At 50.3% G+C, this 14,735-nt stretch carries 9 protein-coding genes; 8 read left to right on the forward strand and 1 reads right to left on the reverse strand.

What is annotated here, in order from left to right:
* Positions 1-6 precede the first annotated feature (6 nt).
* The 8 genes from EJV45_RS12495 (at position 7) to EJV45_RS12530 (ending at position 13,661) form a co-directional block, all read left to right on the forward strand.
* Positions 7-1,578 carry a RagB/SusD family nutrient uptake outer membrane protein gene (locus EJV45_RS12495; RefSeq protein WP_129716023.1) on the forward strand — a complete coding sequence of 524 codons (1,572 nt, stop codon included), beginning with the start codon at positions 7-9 and terminating at the stop codon, positions 1,576-1,578.
* A gap of 20 nt (positions 1,579-1,598) precedes the next feature.
* Positions 1,599-2,609: a SusE domain-containing protein gene (locus tag EJV45_RS12500; RefSeq protein ID WP_129716024.1), complete on the forward strand. Its 1,011-nt coding sequence runs from the start codon at positions 1,599-1,601 to the stop codon at positions 2,607-2,609.
* A gap of 50 nt (positions 2,610-2,659) precedes the next feature.
* Entirely contained in the window at positions 2,660-4,510 is a 1,851-nt protein-coding gene (locus EJV45_RS12505) for a glycoside hydrolase family 13 protein (protein WP_129716025.1), read from the forward strand.
* A gap of 15 nt (positions 4,511-4,525) precedes the next feature.
* On the forward strand, positions 4,526-5,188 hold the full coding sequence (gene pgmB / locus EJV45_RS12510) for a beta-phosphoglucomutase (protein ID WP_129716026.1): 663 nt from the start codon (positions 4,526-4,528) through the stop codon (positions 5,186-5,188).
* A 17-nt stretch (positions 5,189-5,205) separates the two neighbouring features.
* Complete coding sequence (locus EJV45_RS12515) at positions 5,206-7,524, forward strand: glycoside hydrolase family 65 protein (RefSeq protein WP_129716027.1); 2,319 nt, start codon at positions 5,206-5,208, stop codon at positions 7,522-7,524.
* Positions 7,525-7,526: 2 nt separating this feature from the next.
* Positions 7,527-9,272, forward strand: coding sequence for an alpha-amylase family protein (locus tag EJV45_RS12520; protein WP_240755278.1), 1,746 nt, complete (start codon positions 7,527-7,529; stop codon positions 9,270-9,272).
* A gap of 9 nt (positions 9,273-9,281) precedes the next feature.
* Positions 9,282-10,649 (forward strand): MFS transporter, encoded by a 1,368-nt coding sequence (locus tag EJV45_RS12525; RefSeq protein WP_129716028.1) that lies wholly within the window; start codon positions 9,282-9,284, stop codon positions 10,647-10,649.
* A 213-nt stretch (positions 10,650-10,862) separates the two neighbouring features.
* Positions 10,863-13,661 (forward strand): lantibiotic dehydratase, encoded by a 2,799-nt coding sequence (locus tag EJV45_RS12530; RefSeq protein ID WP_129716029.1) that lies wholly within the window; start codon positions 10,863-10,865, stop codon positions 13,659-13,661.
* Here the strand turns inward: EJV45_RS12530 and EJV45_RS12535 are convergent.
* Positions 13,591-14,733: a sensor histidine kinase gene (locus tag EJV45_RS12535; protein WP_165305054.1), complete on the reverse strand. Its 1,143-nt coding sequence runs from the start codon at positions 14,731-14,733 to the stop codon at positions 13,591-13,593. The two genes, EJV45_RS12530 and EJV45_RS12535, sit on opposite strands and share 71 nt — an antisense overlap.
* Positions 14,734-14,735: the final 2 nt, after the last annotated feature.

Here is a 14,735-nt window from a genome sequence, read left to right on the forward strand (position 1 = left end):
GAAAACATGAAAAATTCATTCAAATATATTTTCGCCTCTATCGCGCTGATCACCGTGCTGCAGGCCTGTAAAAAAGATGATCTGAACCTGCGGCCAACAAATGATGTGACTGCAGAAATCGTTTACGCCAATCCGGCAGGATACAAACAGGGGCTGGTTAAGTTATACGCAAGTTATGCGCTTACGAGTGCAACGGGCTCAGACAACAGCGACCTGGGTGGTATAAACGCGGGTTTCTCCGATTTTTTGCGCCTGTTCTGGACATCACAGGAACTGACAACAGATGAAGCTGTCTGTTCATGGGGTGATATCGGTATTCCCGAGCTTGATTACTCAACCTGGGCAGCAGACAATGTATTTCTGCGCGGACTGTATTCGCGGAGCGTTTACCAGATTACGGTCTGTAACGAATTTATCCGTGAAAGCACACCTGAAAAACTGGCGGCGCGTGGAATTACCGGCTCATATGCGACCGCCATTCAGCGCTATCGCGCCGAAGCACGTTTTCTTCGTGCCTTCCAATACTGGGTACTGCTGGATGGTTTCGGTAATCCACCGTTTGTTACAGAGAACGATAACATCGGCAAAGACTTTCCAAAGCAGATTAGACGCACCGAGCTGTTCAATTATGTAGAATCAGAACTCAAGGCAATCGAAGCCGACCTCGCTGATCCACGAAGCAATGAATACGGAAGGGCAGACAAAGGTGCAGCCTGGGCGCTGCTTGCGCGGCTGTACCTGAACGCACAGGTTTATACCGGTACAGCAAAATATACCGAAGCCATTACCTATTCGTCAAAAGTGATCAACGGGGGATACAGCCTTAAATCTCAATACAAAGACCTGTTCCTTGCAGACAACCAGAACAACAATGCCGAGGCGATCCTGACCATTAACTACGACGGCACACGCGGAACCAACTTTGGCGGTACCACGTTCCTGATCAATGCTGCCATTAACGGCGATATGAATCCGGCATCTTTTGGTGTGCCTAACGGCGGATGGGGAGGTAACCGTACCCGCCAAAACCTGCCGGCGCTGTTTCCTGCCGGCGATGGCCGAGCGATGTTCTTCGGAACAAAGGCTGTGGTAGATGATATCGGTGTCTTTACCGATGGTCTTCGTGTCACCAAATTCAAAAATGTCACGTCGACCGGCGTTACACCGGCATCGCTGAACGGAACGTTCAGTTCGCTGGACTTTCCTTTATTCCGGCTTGCCGAACAATATCTGATTTACGGGGAAGCGGTAGCCCGCGGCGGCTCCGGGGGAACCGTTGCGCAGGCAGTGACCTACGTTAACCAGCTCAGACAGCGTGCCTATGGCAACGCATCAGGAAATATCTCGACCGTTAACGTTGACTTTTTCCTGGATGAGCGCGGACGGGAGCTGTACTGGGAAGGTTTCAGACGAAGTGATCTGGTACGTTACGGCAAATTTACAGATGGCAGTTACCTCTGGCCGTTTAAGGGCGGCGTAAAAGCAGGCACGGCGCTTCCCGCGCACCGGAACCTTTACCCGATTCCGGCGGCAGATCTGATTGCCAACCCCAATCTGACACAGAACCCTGGCTACTAATTTCATAAATAAAACAAGACATGAGATCAAAATACATCAAACCGGTCTTTATCCTGCTGCTGGCCGCTTGTTTTGCAGCCTGCAAAAAGGAAGGAAATTCTGTGGTCGCGACCGCAGGTACGGCAGGCTCGTTGAAAACGTCGGCTACCAGCCTCGTGCTTGACAGAAGTATGCTGAACACAAACGTAGTGACCTTCACATTCAGCCCCGCCGATTTTGGTTACCGGGCTGCGGTAACAAACAGCCTGCAAATGGCAGTGAAGGGAACAAATTTTGCCCAGCCAAAAGAGGTTTTGCTTGAGGGAAACAATACGTCCAAAAGTTATAACGGAATGGAGTTCAATAACCTGCTGCTTAGCCTGAACCTGCCCTTTACCTCAAATACCGATGTGGAAGTCAGATTGAAGTCTTCCATCTCAAATGCTGTGGCTCCCGTTTACAGCAGTGCGGTGTCTATAAACGCCCGCCCGTTCCCGCTTACTTCGTGGATTTATGTGCCGGGCGCCTATCAGGGCTGGAATCCTGCCACTGCAGACAGTCTGATATCTGAAACTGGGAACGGTGTTTATACCGGTATCATCAACTTTACCCCCGGGAACCTGGCTTTTAAACTGACACCTGCAAAAAAATGGGATGTTGCCTATGGCGATGCTGGTGGAGGTAAACTTAGTACCAGCGGCGGGGATATCGTTTCGCCTGGTACAGGCACACAGCTGCTCACCATAGATCTGAATGCAAATACCTGGAAAATGGAGGCCGCTCCCGTATGGTCGCTTATAGGCAATGCTGTTCCCGGCAGCAACTGGGAAAAAGACATTGACCTGAAATATGTAAACGCAAAAGAACCCTACTGGACAATTACGACGGCGTTAACACCCGGCGCAATGAAGTTTCGTCGCGGGCATGATTGGGGAACCAATATCGGTAACGGCGGTTCAGATATCACCGTGACCGAGGCCGGCACATATGAGATTGTTCTGAAAGTAAATGCAGACAACAAGACAGGTACCTATACGCTCACGAAAAAATAAAACACAATGGGGCCGTTTACAGACGGCCCCATAGCCGTTATCTTACCATCATGAAAAAAGGTATTTTTCTTGTATTGTTCCTCCTGATTGCCTGCCGGCTGCCGGCTCAGCTGCCCGCCCTGGAGCGCATAGAGCCTATGTTCTGGTTCACAGGAATGAAACATCGACAACTTCAGCTCCTTGTTCGCGGAAACAGCATTGGGCAGGCAGACGTAAGTTTAAATTATCCCGGGGTAAAACTTATAAAGGTTAACCGCGTTGAAAACCCGCATTATCTTTTCGTTGATCTTGAAATTGACGCAACGGCCAGGCCGGGAAAGTTTGAATTACGCTTCACGCGCAGCGGAAAAAAAATAGCCGGCTACTCGTATGAACTCAAAGCAAGAAACAGCGCGGCAGGCCGTATCCAGGGTGTAACTGAAAAAGACCTGATTTACCTGCTCATGCCCGACCGCTTTGCAAACGGCGATCCGCGGAATGATGTACGCAGGGAGCTTGCCGAAAACACGATGAACCGCGACAGCATGTATGCGCGACACGGCGGGGACATTCAGGGCGTAATTGATCATCTTGATTATCTAAAAGATCTCGGCGTAACTGCTGTGTGGATGACCCCTGAAATAGAGAACAATATGCCGAAGGCGTCGTATCATGGCTATGCCGCAACCGAACACTACCGGATTGACCCGCGCTATGGCAGCAACGAACTTTACAAAAAATACGCAGAGATCTGCCATGAAAAAGGGCTCAAGGTAATTAAAGACATTGTACACAATCACATCGGCACGGGACATTGGCTGTTTACCGACCTGCCAATGAAAGACTGGCTGAACCAATGGCCTTCGTATCAGCAAACCAGCTACCGGGAGCAGCCACTGCTGGACATTCATGCATCAAAATCAGACCAGAAACAAATGCTGAACGGCTGGTTTGTGCCCAGCATGCCAGATTTGAATCAGACCAATCCTTTTGTTCAGAATTACCTGACGCAAAACCACATCTGGTGGATTGAATATGCCGGAATTGACGGACTGCGCTTAGACACTTATCCATACAACGATCCGAAGTTTATGGCCGACTGGGCGCAGCGTTTGCAGGCCGAGTTTCCAGATCTGTCAATTTTCGGCGAAACGCTCGTTACGGCTGCTGCTAACCAGGCATTTTTTACCGGCGGTAACACGGTTGGCCGCGGCCTGGATACACACCTGCCGGGGATAACCGATGCCGTTCTGAAAGACGCGATTTATGAAGCGCTGAATGGTAAAGCAGGCTGGACAGATGGTATAAACCGGCTTTATGCAACACTTGCGCAGGATTTCCTGTACAAGAACCCCAACCAGAATGTGATTTTCATGGATAACCACGACATGAGCCGTTACTATTCGATGGTGAATGAGGATTTTGACAAGTTTAAGTCGGGTATGTCTCTTCTGCTTACCATGCGCGGCATACCACAACTGTATTATGGGACCGAAATTTTGATGAAAAACTTTTCCAATCCCGATGGCCTTGTCCGTTCAGATTTTCCCGGCGGCTGGAAAGGCGATAAAACCAATAAGTTCACCGCCGCAGGCAGAACGGCGCAGGAGAACGAAGCATTTAACCATATTCGTAATCTTGCCCGCTTCAGGCAAAAAAGCGAGGCCCTGCAGTCGGGTAAACTGATGCAGTATGTGCCGCAGGATGGTATCTATGTCTATTTCAGGTATACCGGTCAGGCTGCCGGAACAGTGATGGTTATTGTAAACAGCAATGATAGCGGGAAGGAACTGGATACAGCCAGGTTTGGCGAAAGGATGCAGGGCTTAACTTATGGTAAAGATATTCAAACCGGAAAAGAACAGCCTGTTGCAAAGATCCCGGTACCAGCCAAAACAACTCTGGTCCTGGAATTGCGCTAAAGCGAAAAATAAAAAATGCATACAAATCTTAGAAAAATAAAAGCCTGTCTGTTTGATCTTGATGGTGTACTGGTCGATACGGCTGTGTTCCACTATCAGGCCTGGAAACGGCTGGCAGCCACACTTGGGTTCGACTTTACCGAAGAACAGAATGAAGAGCTGAAAGGCATCAGTCGCATGGAATCGCTCGCAAAAATTCTGAACTGGGGCGGGCAGGTAAAAAGTGATGCTGAAGCGATTGAGCTTGCCACAACCAAAAATAACTGGTACGTAGAGATGATCAGTGCCATGACGCCTGCGGATGTACTTCCGGGCGCACGCAGCTTTCTTGAAGAACTCAAAAAGAACGACATCCGCATCGCGCTTGGCTCGGCGAGCAAGAACGCGGGACTTATTCTGGAGCGCACCGGGCTCACCGCACTTTTTGACGCTGTGGTAGACGGTAACACGGTAAGCCGGTCAAAGCCCGACCCTGAGGTTTTTCTGAAAGGCGCTGAAATTCTGGATTGCAGCCCACAGGCGTGCGTGGTTTTTGAAGATGCTGTAGCCGGTATCCAGGCGGCAAAAAATGCCGGAATGAAAGCCATCGGCATCGGGAACCCGGAAATTCTCAGCGGTGCGGACCGCTGCGTTACGGGCCTTGACAAGCTGCATGTGGCAGACCTTGAAGAACTCTAAATATCTAACGTGAGGGAATGAAAAACTACATTATCAAAGACGAGTGGAACATCATTGAGGAGGGCTTTGATCCGCACCTGAATAAAATTTCTGAGAGTCTGTTCAGCCTTGGTAACGGCCGGATGGGACAGCGTGCAAATTTCGAAGAGACCTATACCGGCGAAAGCCTGCAGGGCAACTATATTGCCGGGGTCTACTACCCTGATAAAACCCGCGTTGGCTGGTGGAAGAATGGTTACCCGGAATACTTTGCCAAGGTGCTGAACGCCGCAAACTGGATGGGCCTTCGTATACGCATTGAAGGAGAAGAACTGGATCTGGCCAAAACTGAAGTCCTTGCGTTTACGCGCAACCTGAACATGCATGAAGGTTACCTGAAGCGAGATTTTACTGCCAGGTTAAAGAGCGGAAGGGAACTGCAGGTCACGGCTACGCGTTTTTACAGCATTGCAGACGATGAAGCAGCGGCCATGCAATACAGCATCAGGCCACTAAACTTTTCAGGAACTTTTTCGATTGAAAGTTTCATCGACGGAGACGTCAGCAACCAGGACAGCAATTACGATGAGAAATTCTGGGAAGAAGTAAGCAGCGACGCGCAGGGTGCCGAGGCATATCTGACGCTTCGTACCAGAAAAACCGCATTCGAGGTTTGTACCGGTACGGCCACCCGGCTCTTTAAAAACGGTACACCTGTAACCGAAGCGTCCGAGCCAATTAAACGAACGAAATATACCGGTCTGGTTCACCATGTTTCGGCCGGCACCGATGAGACTTTAACCATCCTGAAGTTTGCGGCCAACCTGTCGTCAGAGAACCACGGTAAAGATGAGCTGGAGACAAGATGCCGCGAGGTCATTTCGCAAATTTCAGCCAAAGGGTTTGATCAGATGAAAGCTGAGCAGGCTCAAGCCTGGAAGGAGCGCTGGGCTGAAAGTGACATCATTATAGAAGGCGATGTCTCCGCACAACAAGCTATCCGCTTCAATATTTTCCAGCTGTTTCAGACCTATACGGGTAAAGACAGCCGCCTGAATATCGGGCCGAAGGGTTTCACCGGGGAAAAATATGGCGGCTCAACATATTGGGATACTGAAGCATATTGTGTTCCGTTTTTCCTGGCTACCGCACCGCAGGAAGTTAGTCGCAACCTGCTGATTTATCGCTATAATCATTTGGAGAAAGCCATTGAAAATGCTGCGAAACTTGGTTTTAAGGATGGTGCCGCCCTGTACCCGATGGTAACCATAAACGGCGAAGAATGCCACAACGAATGGGAGATCACGTTTGAGGAAATACACCGTAACGGTGCTATTGCCTATGCCATCTATAATTACGTGCGTTACACCGGCGATCGCGGTTACCTGGCCAGTCATGGTCTTGAGGTGCTGATCGGCATTTCCAGATTCTGGGCGCAGCGCGTAAACTGGAGCGAAGCCAGGCAACAATATGTTATGCTTGGCTTAACGGGCCCCAATGAGTACGAGAACAATGTTAACAACAACTGGTATACAAATACCATTGCAACCTGGTGCCTGCGGTATACGCTCGATGTGATGGAGCAGCTGAAGTCCGAAGAGCCTGCACGTTTTGAAGCATTGCTGGCTAAGCTGGCTTTCAGGCAGGAAGAGGTTACGCATTGGAAAAACATTATAGAAAAAATGTTTTATCCCGAAGACGCCCGCCTGGGCATCTTCCTGCAGCAGGACGGTTACCTGGATAAAGAACAGGTGCTGGCCGCAGACCTCCCTGCATCAGAACGGCCTATTAACCAAAAATGGAGCTGGGACCGTATTCTAAGATCCTGCCTGATCAAACAGGCCGATGTATTGCAGGGATTGTACTTTTTTGAAGATGATTACGATGTTGAGACAATACGCCGGAATTTCGACTTTTATGAGCCAAGAACGGTTCACGAAAGTTCATTATCTCCATGTGTTCACAGCATTCTGGCCGCAAAACTAAATGACGAGGCCCGGGCTTATGAATTTTACCTCAGAACCGCACGTCTCGACCTCGACGACTATAACAACGACACCGAAGACGGCCTCCATATCACATCAATGGCCGGTACCTGGATGAGCGTTGTAGAAGGTTTTGCCGGCATGCGCGTGCGCGACAACAAACTGCACTTTAATCCTTTCCTTCCTGCAAACTGGAAATCTTTTTCATTCCGCATTGGCTTCAGGGGAAACAACCTGCATATACGCATTTCCGTCGAGGATATGCTGATCTCTAATTTGGGCGACAGTGATCTGGAAGTAGTGATTCATGGCAGGCAGTTTCAGCTGCCGGCAAACAAGCAACTGCAGACCGCTTTAACAGCATCAGCCTGATCATGTCCATAAAAACTGCCGTCATACTTTCTGCGTTGCAATTATGTTTTATACTTGCATCTGCCCAGCAGTCTGAGCCGGCTATGAAAGAAAAGAAAATTGTCCTTTACCAGCTTTTACCCCGTTTATTCGGAAACAAGCAAACGAACAACGTGCCCTTTGGCGATCGCAGGCAGAATGGCTGTGGTAAATTCGATGATATTACCACGGTTGCGCTGAACAGTATCAAAGAACTTCACGTGAATTATGTCTGGTACACCGGCATTATTGCGCACGCCAGCATGAGCGACTACACGGCATACGGCATTCCGCGCGATGACGCGGATGTGGTGAAGGGCCTTGCAGGCTCGCCCTATGCCATACGTGATTATTATGATGTAGATCCTGACCTGGCTGCCGACCCCGCAAAGCGGATGCAGGAATTTGAAACGCTGTTAGCCAGAACCCATGCCGCCGGTCTGAAAGTACTGATCGATTTTGTGCCCAACCATGTTGCGCGGAGTTACAAGTCGCTCATGAAGCCCGCCGGAGTGAGCGATTTTGGCTCGTCAGACGATACCGGTAAGGCGTTCAGTGCCGCGAACGACTTCTATTATATTCCGGGCAAGGCCCTGAAAGTTCCCGGTTTTCCGAAGGCTGATGATGCTTTTTCCAGGCTTCGCGACGGTAAATACAGTGAATTTCCTGCCAGGGCTACCGGCAATAATGTCTTTTCAGAAAAGCCTTCGGCGGATGACTGGTATGAAACCATCAAACTGAATTATGGTGTCGATCACAGCAGTAAGGGAAAAACATACTTTGAGCCGCGGCCGGCACTCTGGGACAAAATGAAGGACATTCTGAATTATTGGGCCGGTAAGGGCGTAGACGGGTTCCGCTGTGATGTAGCCGAAATGGTTCCCGTAGAATTTTGGGCCTGGGTAATTCCTGAGCTGAAAAAGACATATCCCGGCCTGGTTTTTCTGGCCGAAGCATATGATCCCTCGGTCTATGAAACCTATCTTAAACGCGGGCATTTTGACTATCTTTATGATAAGGTAGGTTTGTATGACGCATTGAAAAAACTGATCCGTAATCAGCCTGATGCGAATACAGCAGACATCGAGGCTGTCTGGCGCAAACAAACTGCAGGTTTTGACGGGCAGATGCTCCGGTTCCTCGAAAATCATGATGAAGAACGCATTGCCTCGCGCTTTTTTGCAGGCGGGCCCGAAGCTGCTTTGCCCGCATTCGTTATCACAGCAACACTGGGCAGCGGCCCTGTGATGGTTTATAACGGACAGGAAGTAGGAGAGCCAGGCCTTGGTGCCGAGGGCTTTGGGAAAGATGACGGGCGCAGCACAATCTTTGACTATTGGGGTATGCCTGAACACCAGAAATGGATGAACGGAGGCACTTTCGACGGCGGTAAGTTATCAGCAGGCCAACAGAAACTGCGCAAAGCTTACCAGCGTATTCTGAACATTGCGGCTAGGCATCCTGCCATGTCTGGCAAAACCGAATCCTTGCCTGTTAATAACACGCGAAGTAACCGCGTATATGGATATTTCCGTACATCAGCTGCAGGCCGGCTACTCATCCTGGTAAATTTTGACCGTACCCAAAGCTGGCAGGAAACGTTTACCTTACCCTTCGAAGCGAAAGCAGGCGCAAAAGAGCTGCTTACTGATAGCCGTTTTAAACTACCTGCGCCGAACCGGCTAAACGTTTCTGTTGCAGCCGGAACAGCAAAAATTATTGAATTTTAAGAATAGACCATGAGCGCAATCAGCACCCCCCGGCCAAAACTTTCACTTATTGAAATCGTCAATATGAGCGTTGGTTTTTTTGGTATCCAGTTCGGTTGGGATCTGCAGCGCGCCAACATGGGCCGGATTTACGAGAACCTGGGCGCAGATCCGGATCAGGTTCCGCTGCTTTTTCTCGCCGCTCCGTTAACCGGTTTGCTTGTACAGCCTGTAATCGGTTACCTGAGCGACCACACCTGGCATCCCCGCTGGGGCCGTCGCCGTCCTTATTTTATGATCGGCGCTGTGCTTAGCTCAATTGCACTGATTTTTATGCCCCATAGCAGTGCGCTGTGGATGGCGGCCGGACTGCTGTGGATCCTGGATGTCTGTGGCAATGTAGCTATGGAACCTTTCCGGGCATTCGTTACCGACAAACTGCCCGATTCGCAGGTAAACCGGGGTTTCATTATGCAGAGTATGATGATCGGCCTGGGCGGCAGCATTGCCTCTGCGCTGCCGTGGCTGATGAAAAACGTTTTTCAGCTCGAAAACACCGCGGCTGCAGGCGGGATTCCGCCTAACGTCAGGTTTTCGTTTTATATAGGCGCCTTCTTTTTCCTGACGGCAATTTGTTATACTGTATTTACGACCAGCGAGTATCCGCCCGATGAGCATGAGCGCCCTGTCAAAGACAAAAAACGGGGCTTAACCAGCGGTATCTCGGAAGTCTTTAATGCGCTGATCAATATGCCTCCGCGCATGCGAATCGTTGCACTTGTCCAGTTCTTTACCTGGCCCGGTTTGTTTTTGATGTGGTTTTATTACACCACCGCTGTGGCGGTCAATGTGTTCGGCGGGAGAGACGCCAGCGACCCCGTGTATGCTTCAGGTGCAGATTTCGGCAGCCTTACACTGGCCTATTATAATGTTGTTACCTTCCTGTTCGCGCTTGTGCTTCCTAAAATAGCAGACACCCTCGGCCGGAAGGCAACCCATGCAATATGCCTTTGCGCGGGCGCAGCCGGACTGATCAGTGTCGCTTTTGTCCGCGACCCGAATATGCTTTATGTCTGTATGACCGCTGTGGGCATTGCCTGGGCAAGCATTCTTTCCATGCCTTACGCCATGCTCAGTGGCGTACTGCCGCGAAATAAAGTCGGTATCTACATGGGCATTTTCAACTTCTTTATTGTGCTGCCTGAGATTCTCGCTTCGCTCGGCTTTGGTTGGCTGATGCGCAATGTGCTGAATAACGACCGTATGCTTGCCGTGCAGCTTGGTGGCGGGTTAATGATCCTGGCAGCCCTGATTTGTTTTGTTTTTATCCGCGAAAAGAACACCGTTGAGACCGCCGCACAGAAGCGGCTCGAAATTGACGAACAGCGCAGCGTCTGACAGGCCCGCATGCCTTTTTTCCTTTCAAAAACCAGCCTGATAGATAAATTGATCGGTGTATTTTTATGTACCATTCTTTTTTCCGATCTTGCTGTAGCTGTAGCGCGGAGGTGGTGTTTTGCTGCAGTAGTCGTGGTAAAGTTTTATAGCGTTTTATCGTATCGAATTCCTTTCCAATCGTAGGGTATTTTCAACTATAAAACGAAACCTCGAATGAGCGGATATTTTTTTGAAACGGCCATGTGCCGCACGCCCGCGTTTGTTATGACGGCGGCGCCGGATATTTCCTGGAACACGCTTAAAGGAATGATTGCCGGGGCCTCGCCGGCATTTTACGAACAGATAGCAGGTGTGTCTTATGCCGGCCTTGAGGCGCTTCCGCCGCGGGTCGGGTTTACCGTCTGGAAATACTTCAACCGCGCCAGGTACCGCGCTACGCCATTCGGCGCTTTCGCGGCTGTTTCGTTGGTGCCTCTTGTTCGCGAAACGGAAGCTGCCATTATACTGACATCAGAGCCCCAGCTCAGGTCTTTTACAGACTGGAGCGAAAAACAATTCATAGATCCCGCCGCTATGCCGGGACCTGCAGAAGACGTACTGCTGATGTCCAACCCTGGTATCTATCGACTTGGAAGTGAGATCAGGTATATCCGCTTTGATGAAAACCAATTTGAGCTGGCTTCTGTGCAGGGTTTCCCTGAGCTTGAGGCCGTGCTGTTTCTTTGTCGCCGGCCGCGGTCTTTCCGGTCACTCGCTGAAGTCATGGCAGCTGAGTTTGACATGGTGCAGGCCGATATGAGGACTCTGCTTGATGAATTACTGAGCCGTCAATTGCTGCTTACAGACCGCTGGCCAAACATTACCGGTCCGGACTATTTCGGGCGTCTGAACTATCGGTCCAGGCAAAGCCTGAAATACGAAATTGCATGCCGGCAAACCATCGGCGGCAATCTTACTGAGCGGCGGTTGAACGTTCTGAAAGAGTGGGCAGACTTTGTCGCCTCCAACCTGACTCAACACGAGCATCCGGCACTCGAACATTTCAAAGGTGAATTTCTAAACAGGTTCGAATCGGCTGAAGTTCCGCTCAGTGTGGCACTTGATCCGGAGGTGGGTATTGGTTACGGACAGCACGCCGCTGTCGCCGGCATTGCCGGACTGGCGCAGTCGCTCCGGCAGGAGGAAACAGATACCGTAGGCACCCATGACATCACATACACCGCGCTTCACCGCTTTCTGCTGAATAACATGCTGCATGGGGCTGATATCAGGCTTGAGAACTTCAAAACTGTAGCACCTGATAAGAAGGCCATTCCGAATACACTGGCTGTCCTTGTGCATTTTTCAGAAGATAAGCTTGTGCTGGGCTCCCAGGCAGGCGGCGTAGCAACCGCGCTTCATGGAAGATTTACGCTGGCCGGCGACGCGTATGAGCAGCTTGCCCGCGATCTTGCATCGGTTGAGATGCGCGCCAATCCGGACGTTATATTTTTCGATATCGCCTACCAGGCAGAACAGCAGATAGACAACGTTAACCGGCGCCGCGCCGTATACAGTCACGAGCTTCCTGTTCTAAGCTGGTCTTGTGCCGATAACATCATTAGTTTTGACGAGATCCTCGTGTCGGTGCGGGGAGATGAGATTATTCTCAGGTCTGAGCGTGCCGGCAAAAGACTCGTGCCCCGCCTGGCTTCGGCATACAACTATACGCGATCAGATCTCGATCTTTACCGCTTTTTATGCGACCTTCAGCACCAGGGACTCTGCGCCGACCTGGGTTTCCGGCCCGCCGACTACCTGCCCGGGTTGGACCACTATCCGCGGGTGTATTACAAAACGCTGGTAGTTTCAGAAGCAATGTGGAAAGTACCAGGCAGTCTGTTTCCTGCTAAGGGGCGAACCAACGATCTGTTGCAGCTTAAGGGCTGGCTAAGTGAAAAAGGAATTTGCGGAAAATTCAAAACGGGCACAGGTGATATGACCCTGGTTTTTGATACGGAAAGCGACCAGGACCTGCACATGTTCCTTCAGTACCTGGGTCATGATAAGCCGGCAGAGGTTTATGTTGCCGAGGCGTTGCTGCCGGACGATGGGCATGTTGTTGATGAGGCAGGACAGCCGTATGCGGCAAAGTTCGTGGTCTCCCTGTGTCATGGCAAACGTATATATGCAGATTACCCGGACGTCACAAAGGGCGTTTCTCATTTCAAAGATGTGCAGTTGCCAGGAAGCGAATGGTTGTATTTTTCTATCTACTGTCATCCCTCGCGAAGCAATGCTTTGTTACAGTATGAGCTTAGCGACATACTTGAGCAGTTCCGGATCTGCATACACAGGTGGTTTTTCATCCGCTATCAGGAGCCGCGTCCGCACCTTCGGCTGCGCTTGCTGCTGAAAGACCGACGGCATGCAACCGAAATCATCCAGGCGATGCAAGTGGCCCTTGAACCCTATACACAGCTGGGGATTGTGGGCGATTTTACGCTCAATACGTATTTCCGCGAGACCTTTCGATATGGGGCCGGGCGTATCATAGATGTGGAGCGTTTTTTTCACGAGGACAGTGCCGGCATCTTACAAGTGCTGATGCGCAACCCGAACGAAACGCAACTGCATCAACATGCTATGGAGGTCATTAAAAAAATTTTTCTGCCGTTTGCAGGGAGCATAACAGCCCGGATCCGGTTCGTTTCGCGTATGGCCGCTGCATTTGCAAATGAAATGAAGTTTGATACGGGGAGCTTTCGCGAGTTAAACCGCATCTCGCGCGAAACACATGGTTCAACACCGGCGCTGGTTGGTATGGGAAAATTAAGCCGGCAGCTCGCCCTGATTATGCAAACCTGTAAATCGCCGCGGGAGAAAAATCAAATGCTGTCTGATCTTATCCATATGCATATTAACCGGCTGTTTTCTTCTGATCAGCGCATGCACGAAGCCATTATCTATCAATACCTTTTAAAGGCGTTGCAGACGGAGCATGCACGTGCAAAGAAAGCAGAGGAACGGTGATCTGAACATTAAAGTGGCCCGTAGCGTCAGTAAAAGTTTGAAATGCTGCCCTTGTTCCATAGGCGTGGTGCAGACGGTTGCGTAAGTTTTCCAGTCCTGTCCCGGTACCAGGCACCGGGACCGAAGAACTGAGGTTTCTGCTTTCAATAAACAGATCACCGTTCAGCACTGTAAGCCGGAGCACGGCCCCTTCCCGCGACATTGTGCCATGTTTAACCATGTTTTCAGTAAGCGTTATCAGTACCAAGGGAATGAAGGGCAGGCCGGCGGTGGCGGGGTCGTACCGGAGATCAATCTGAATGTTTCCTGGTTTCCTCAGTGCGTAAAGCGTGATCAGTTGCCTGACCTGGTCCAGTTCCTGCCGCAGCGGGACTGATTCGGTTTGTGCAGACGCTATTGCATAACGCATAAGCCGTGAAAGAATCAGGATGGCCTCAGCAGCATCTTCGGTGCGCAGGTTCATATTGTGATACACAAAGTCTAAGGTGTTGAATAAAAAATGCGGGTTGATCTGTGCTTTCATATAGGCATTCTGAATATCGACCAGCCGTTTTTCTGCTTCCTGCTTGCGCAGAAGCGCTTTATAATGTGCCTCGCGAAGTTTTTCCCGTTCTTGTTGTTCACGAATAAAGGCCGACAGGAAATAATAGCCCACGGCCAGGCCGAAAAAGAAAGTGCCCCTGTACATGTTTCGCAACAGGTACTGCTGGTCTAATCTTATTCTGTTAAAGCTTGTGACGCCGGTTAGCCCAAGAAAAAGTTCGCCCGCAAAATGCATAACAACGTAGGCAGGAAGATAGCTTATAAACACCAGTGCAACTTTCCACCAGGCATTTGCATGATGCTGAAAGACCCAGGGCAAAGCGATGAGCGAAGTAACATAAAAGCAAATAATGGTTAGCGCAAAATGGACCGCATAGGCGGCCGGAGCACCGGATACACCAAGAACCAGCCAAAGAAGTACGGTTTCGTAAGCAATAAATGCCGCCCATACAAGCAGGTCAGCGCGGTAACGACCTAAAATTTGCAGAATCTTTTTCATGGAGAATAAGCGGTATGTATCAGGTTTCATGC

The sequence above is a fragment of the Pedobacter sp. SYP-B3415 genome (assembly GCF_004138205.1).
In the GTDB taxonomy this organism is placed as follows: Bacteria; Bacteroidota; Bacteroidia; order Sphingobacteriales; family Sphingobacteriaceae; genus Pedobacter.

What these genes read in the sequence shown, in the direction of transcription:
- EJV45_RS12495 (WP_129716023.1), top strand. Translation starts at nt 7, where the DNA reads ATGAAAAATTCATTCAAATATATTTTCGCCTCTATCGCGCTGATCACC.
- EJV45_RS12500 (WP_129716024.1), top strand. Translation starts at nt 1,599, where the DNA reads ATGAGATCAAAATACATCAAACCGGTCTTTATCCTGCTGCTGGCCGCT.
- EJV45_RS12505 (WP_129716025.1), top strand. Translation starts at nt 2,660, where the DNA reads ATGAAAAAAGGTATTTTTCTTGTATTGTTCCTCCTGATTGCCTGCCGG.
- pgmB (WP_129716026.1), top strand. Translation starts at nt 4,526, where the DNA reads ATGCATACAAATCTTAGAAAAATAAAAGCCTGTCTGTTTGATCTTGAT.
- EJV45_RS12515 (WP_129716027.1), top strand. Translation starts at nt 5,206, where the DNA reads ATGAAAAACTACATTATCAAAGACGAGTGGAACATCATTGAGGAGGGC.
- EJV45_RS12520 (WP_240755278.1), top strand. Translation starts at nt 7,527, where the DNA reads ATGTCCATAAAAACTGCCGTCATACTTTCTGCGTTGCAATTATGTTTT.
- EJV45_RS12525 (WP_129716028.1), top strand. Translation starts at nt 9,282, where the DNA reads ATGAGCGCAATCAGCACCCCCCGGCCAAAACTTTCACTTATTGAAATC.
- EJV45_RS12530 (WP_129716029.1), top strand. Translation starts at nt 10,863, where the DNA reads ATGAGCGGATATTTTTTTGAAACGGCCATGTGCCGCACGCCCGCGTTT.
- EJV45_RS12535 (WP_165305054.1), bottom strand. Translation starts at nt 14,733, where the DNA reads ATGAAACCTGATACATACCGCTTATTCTCCATGAAAAAGATTCTGCAA.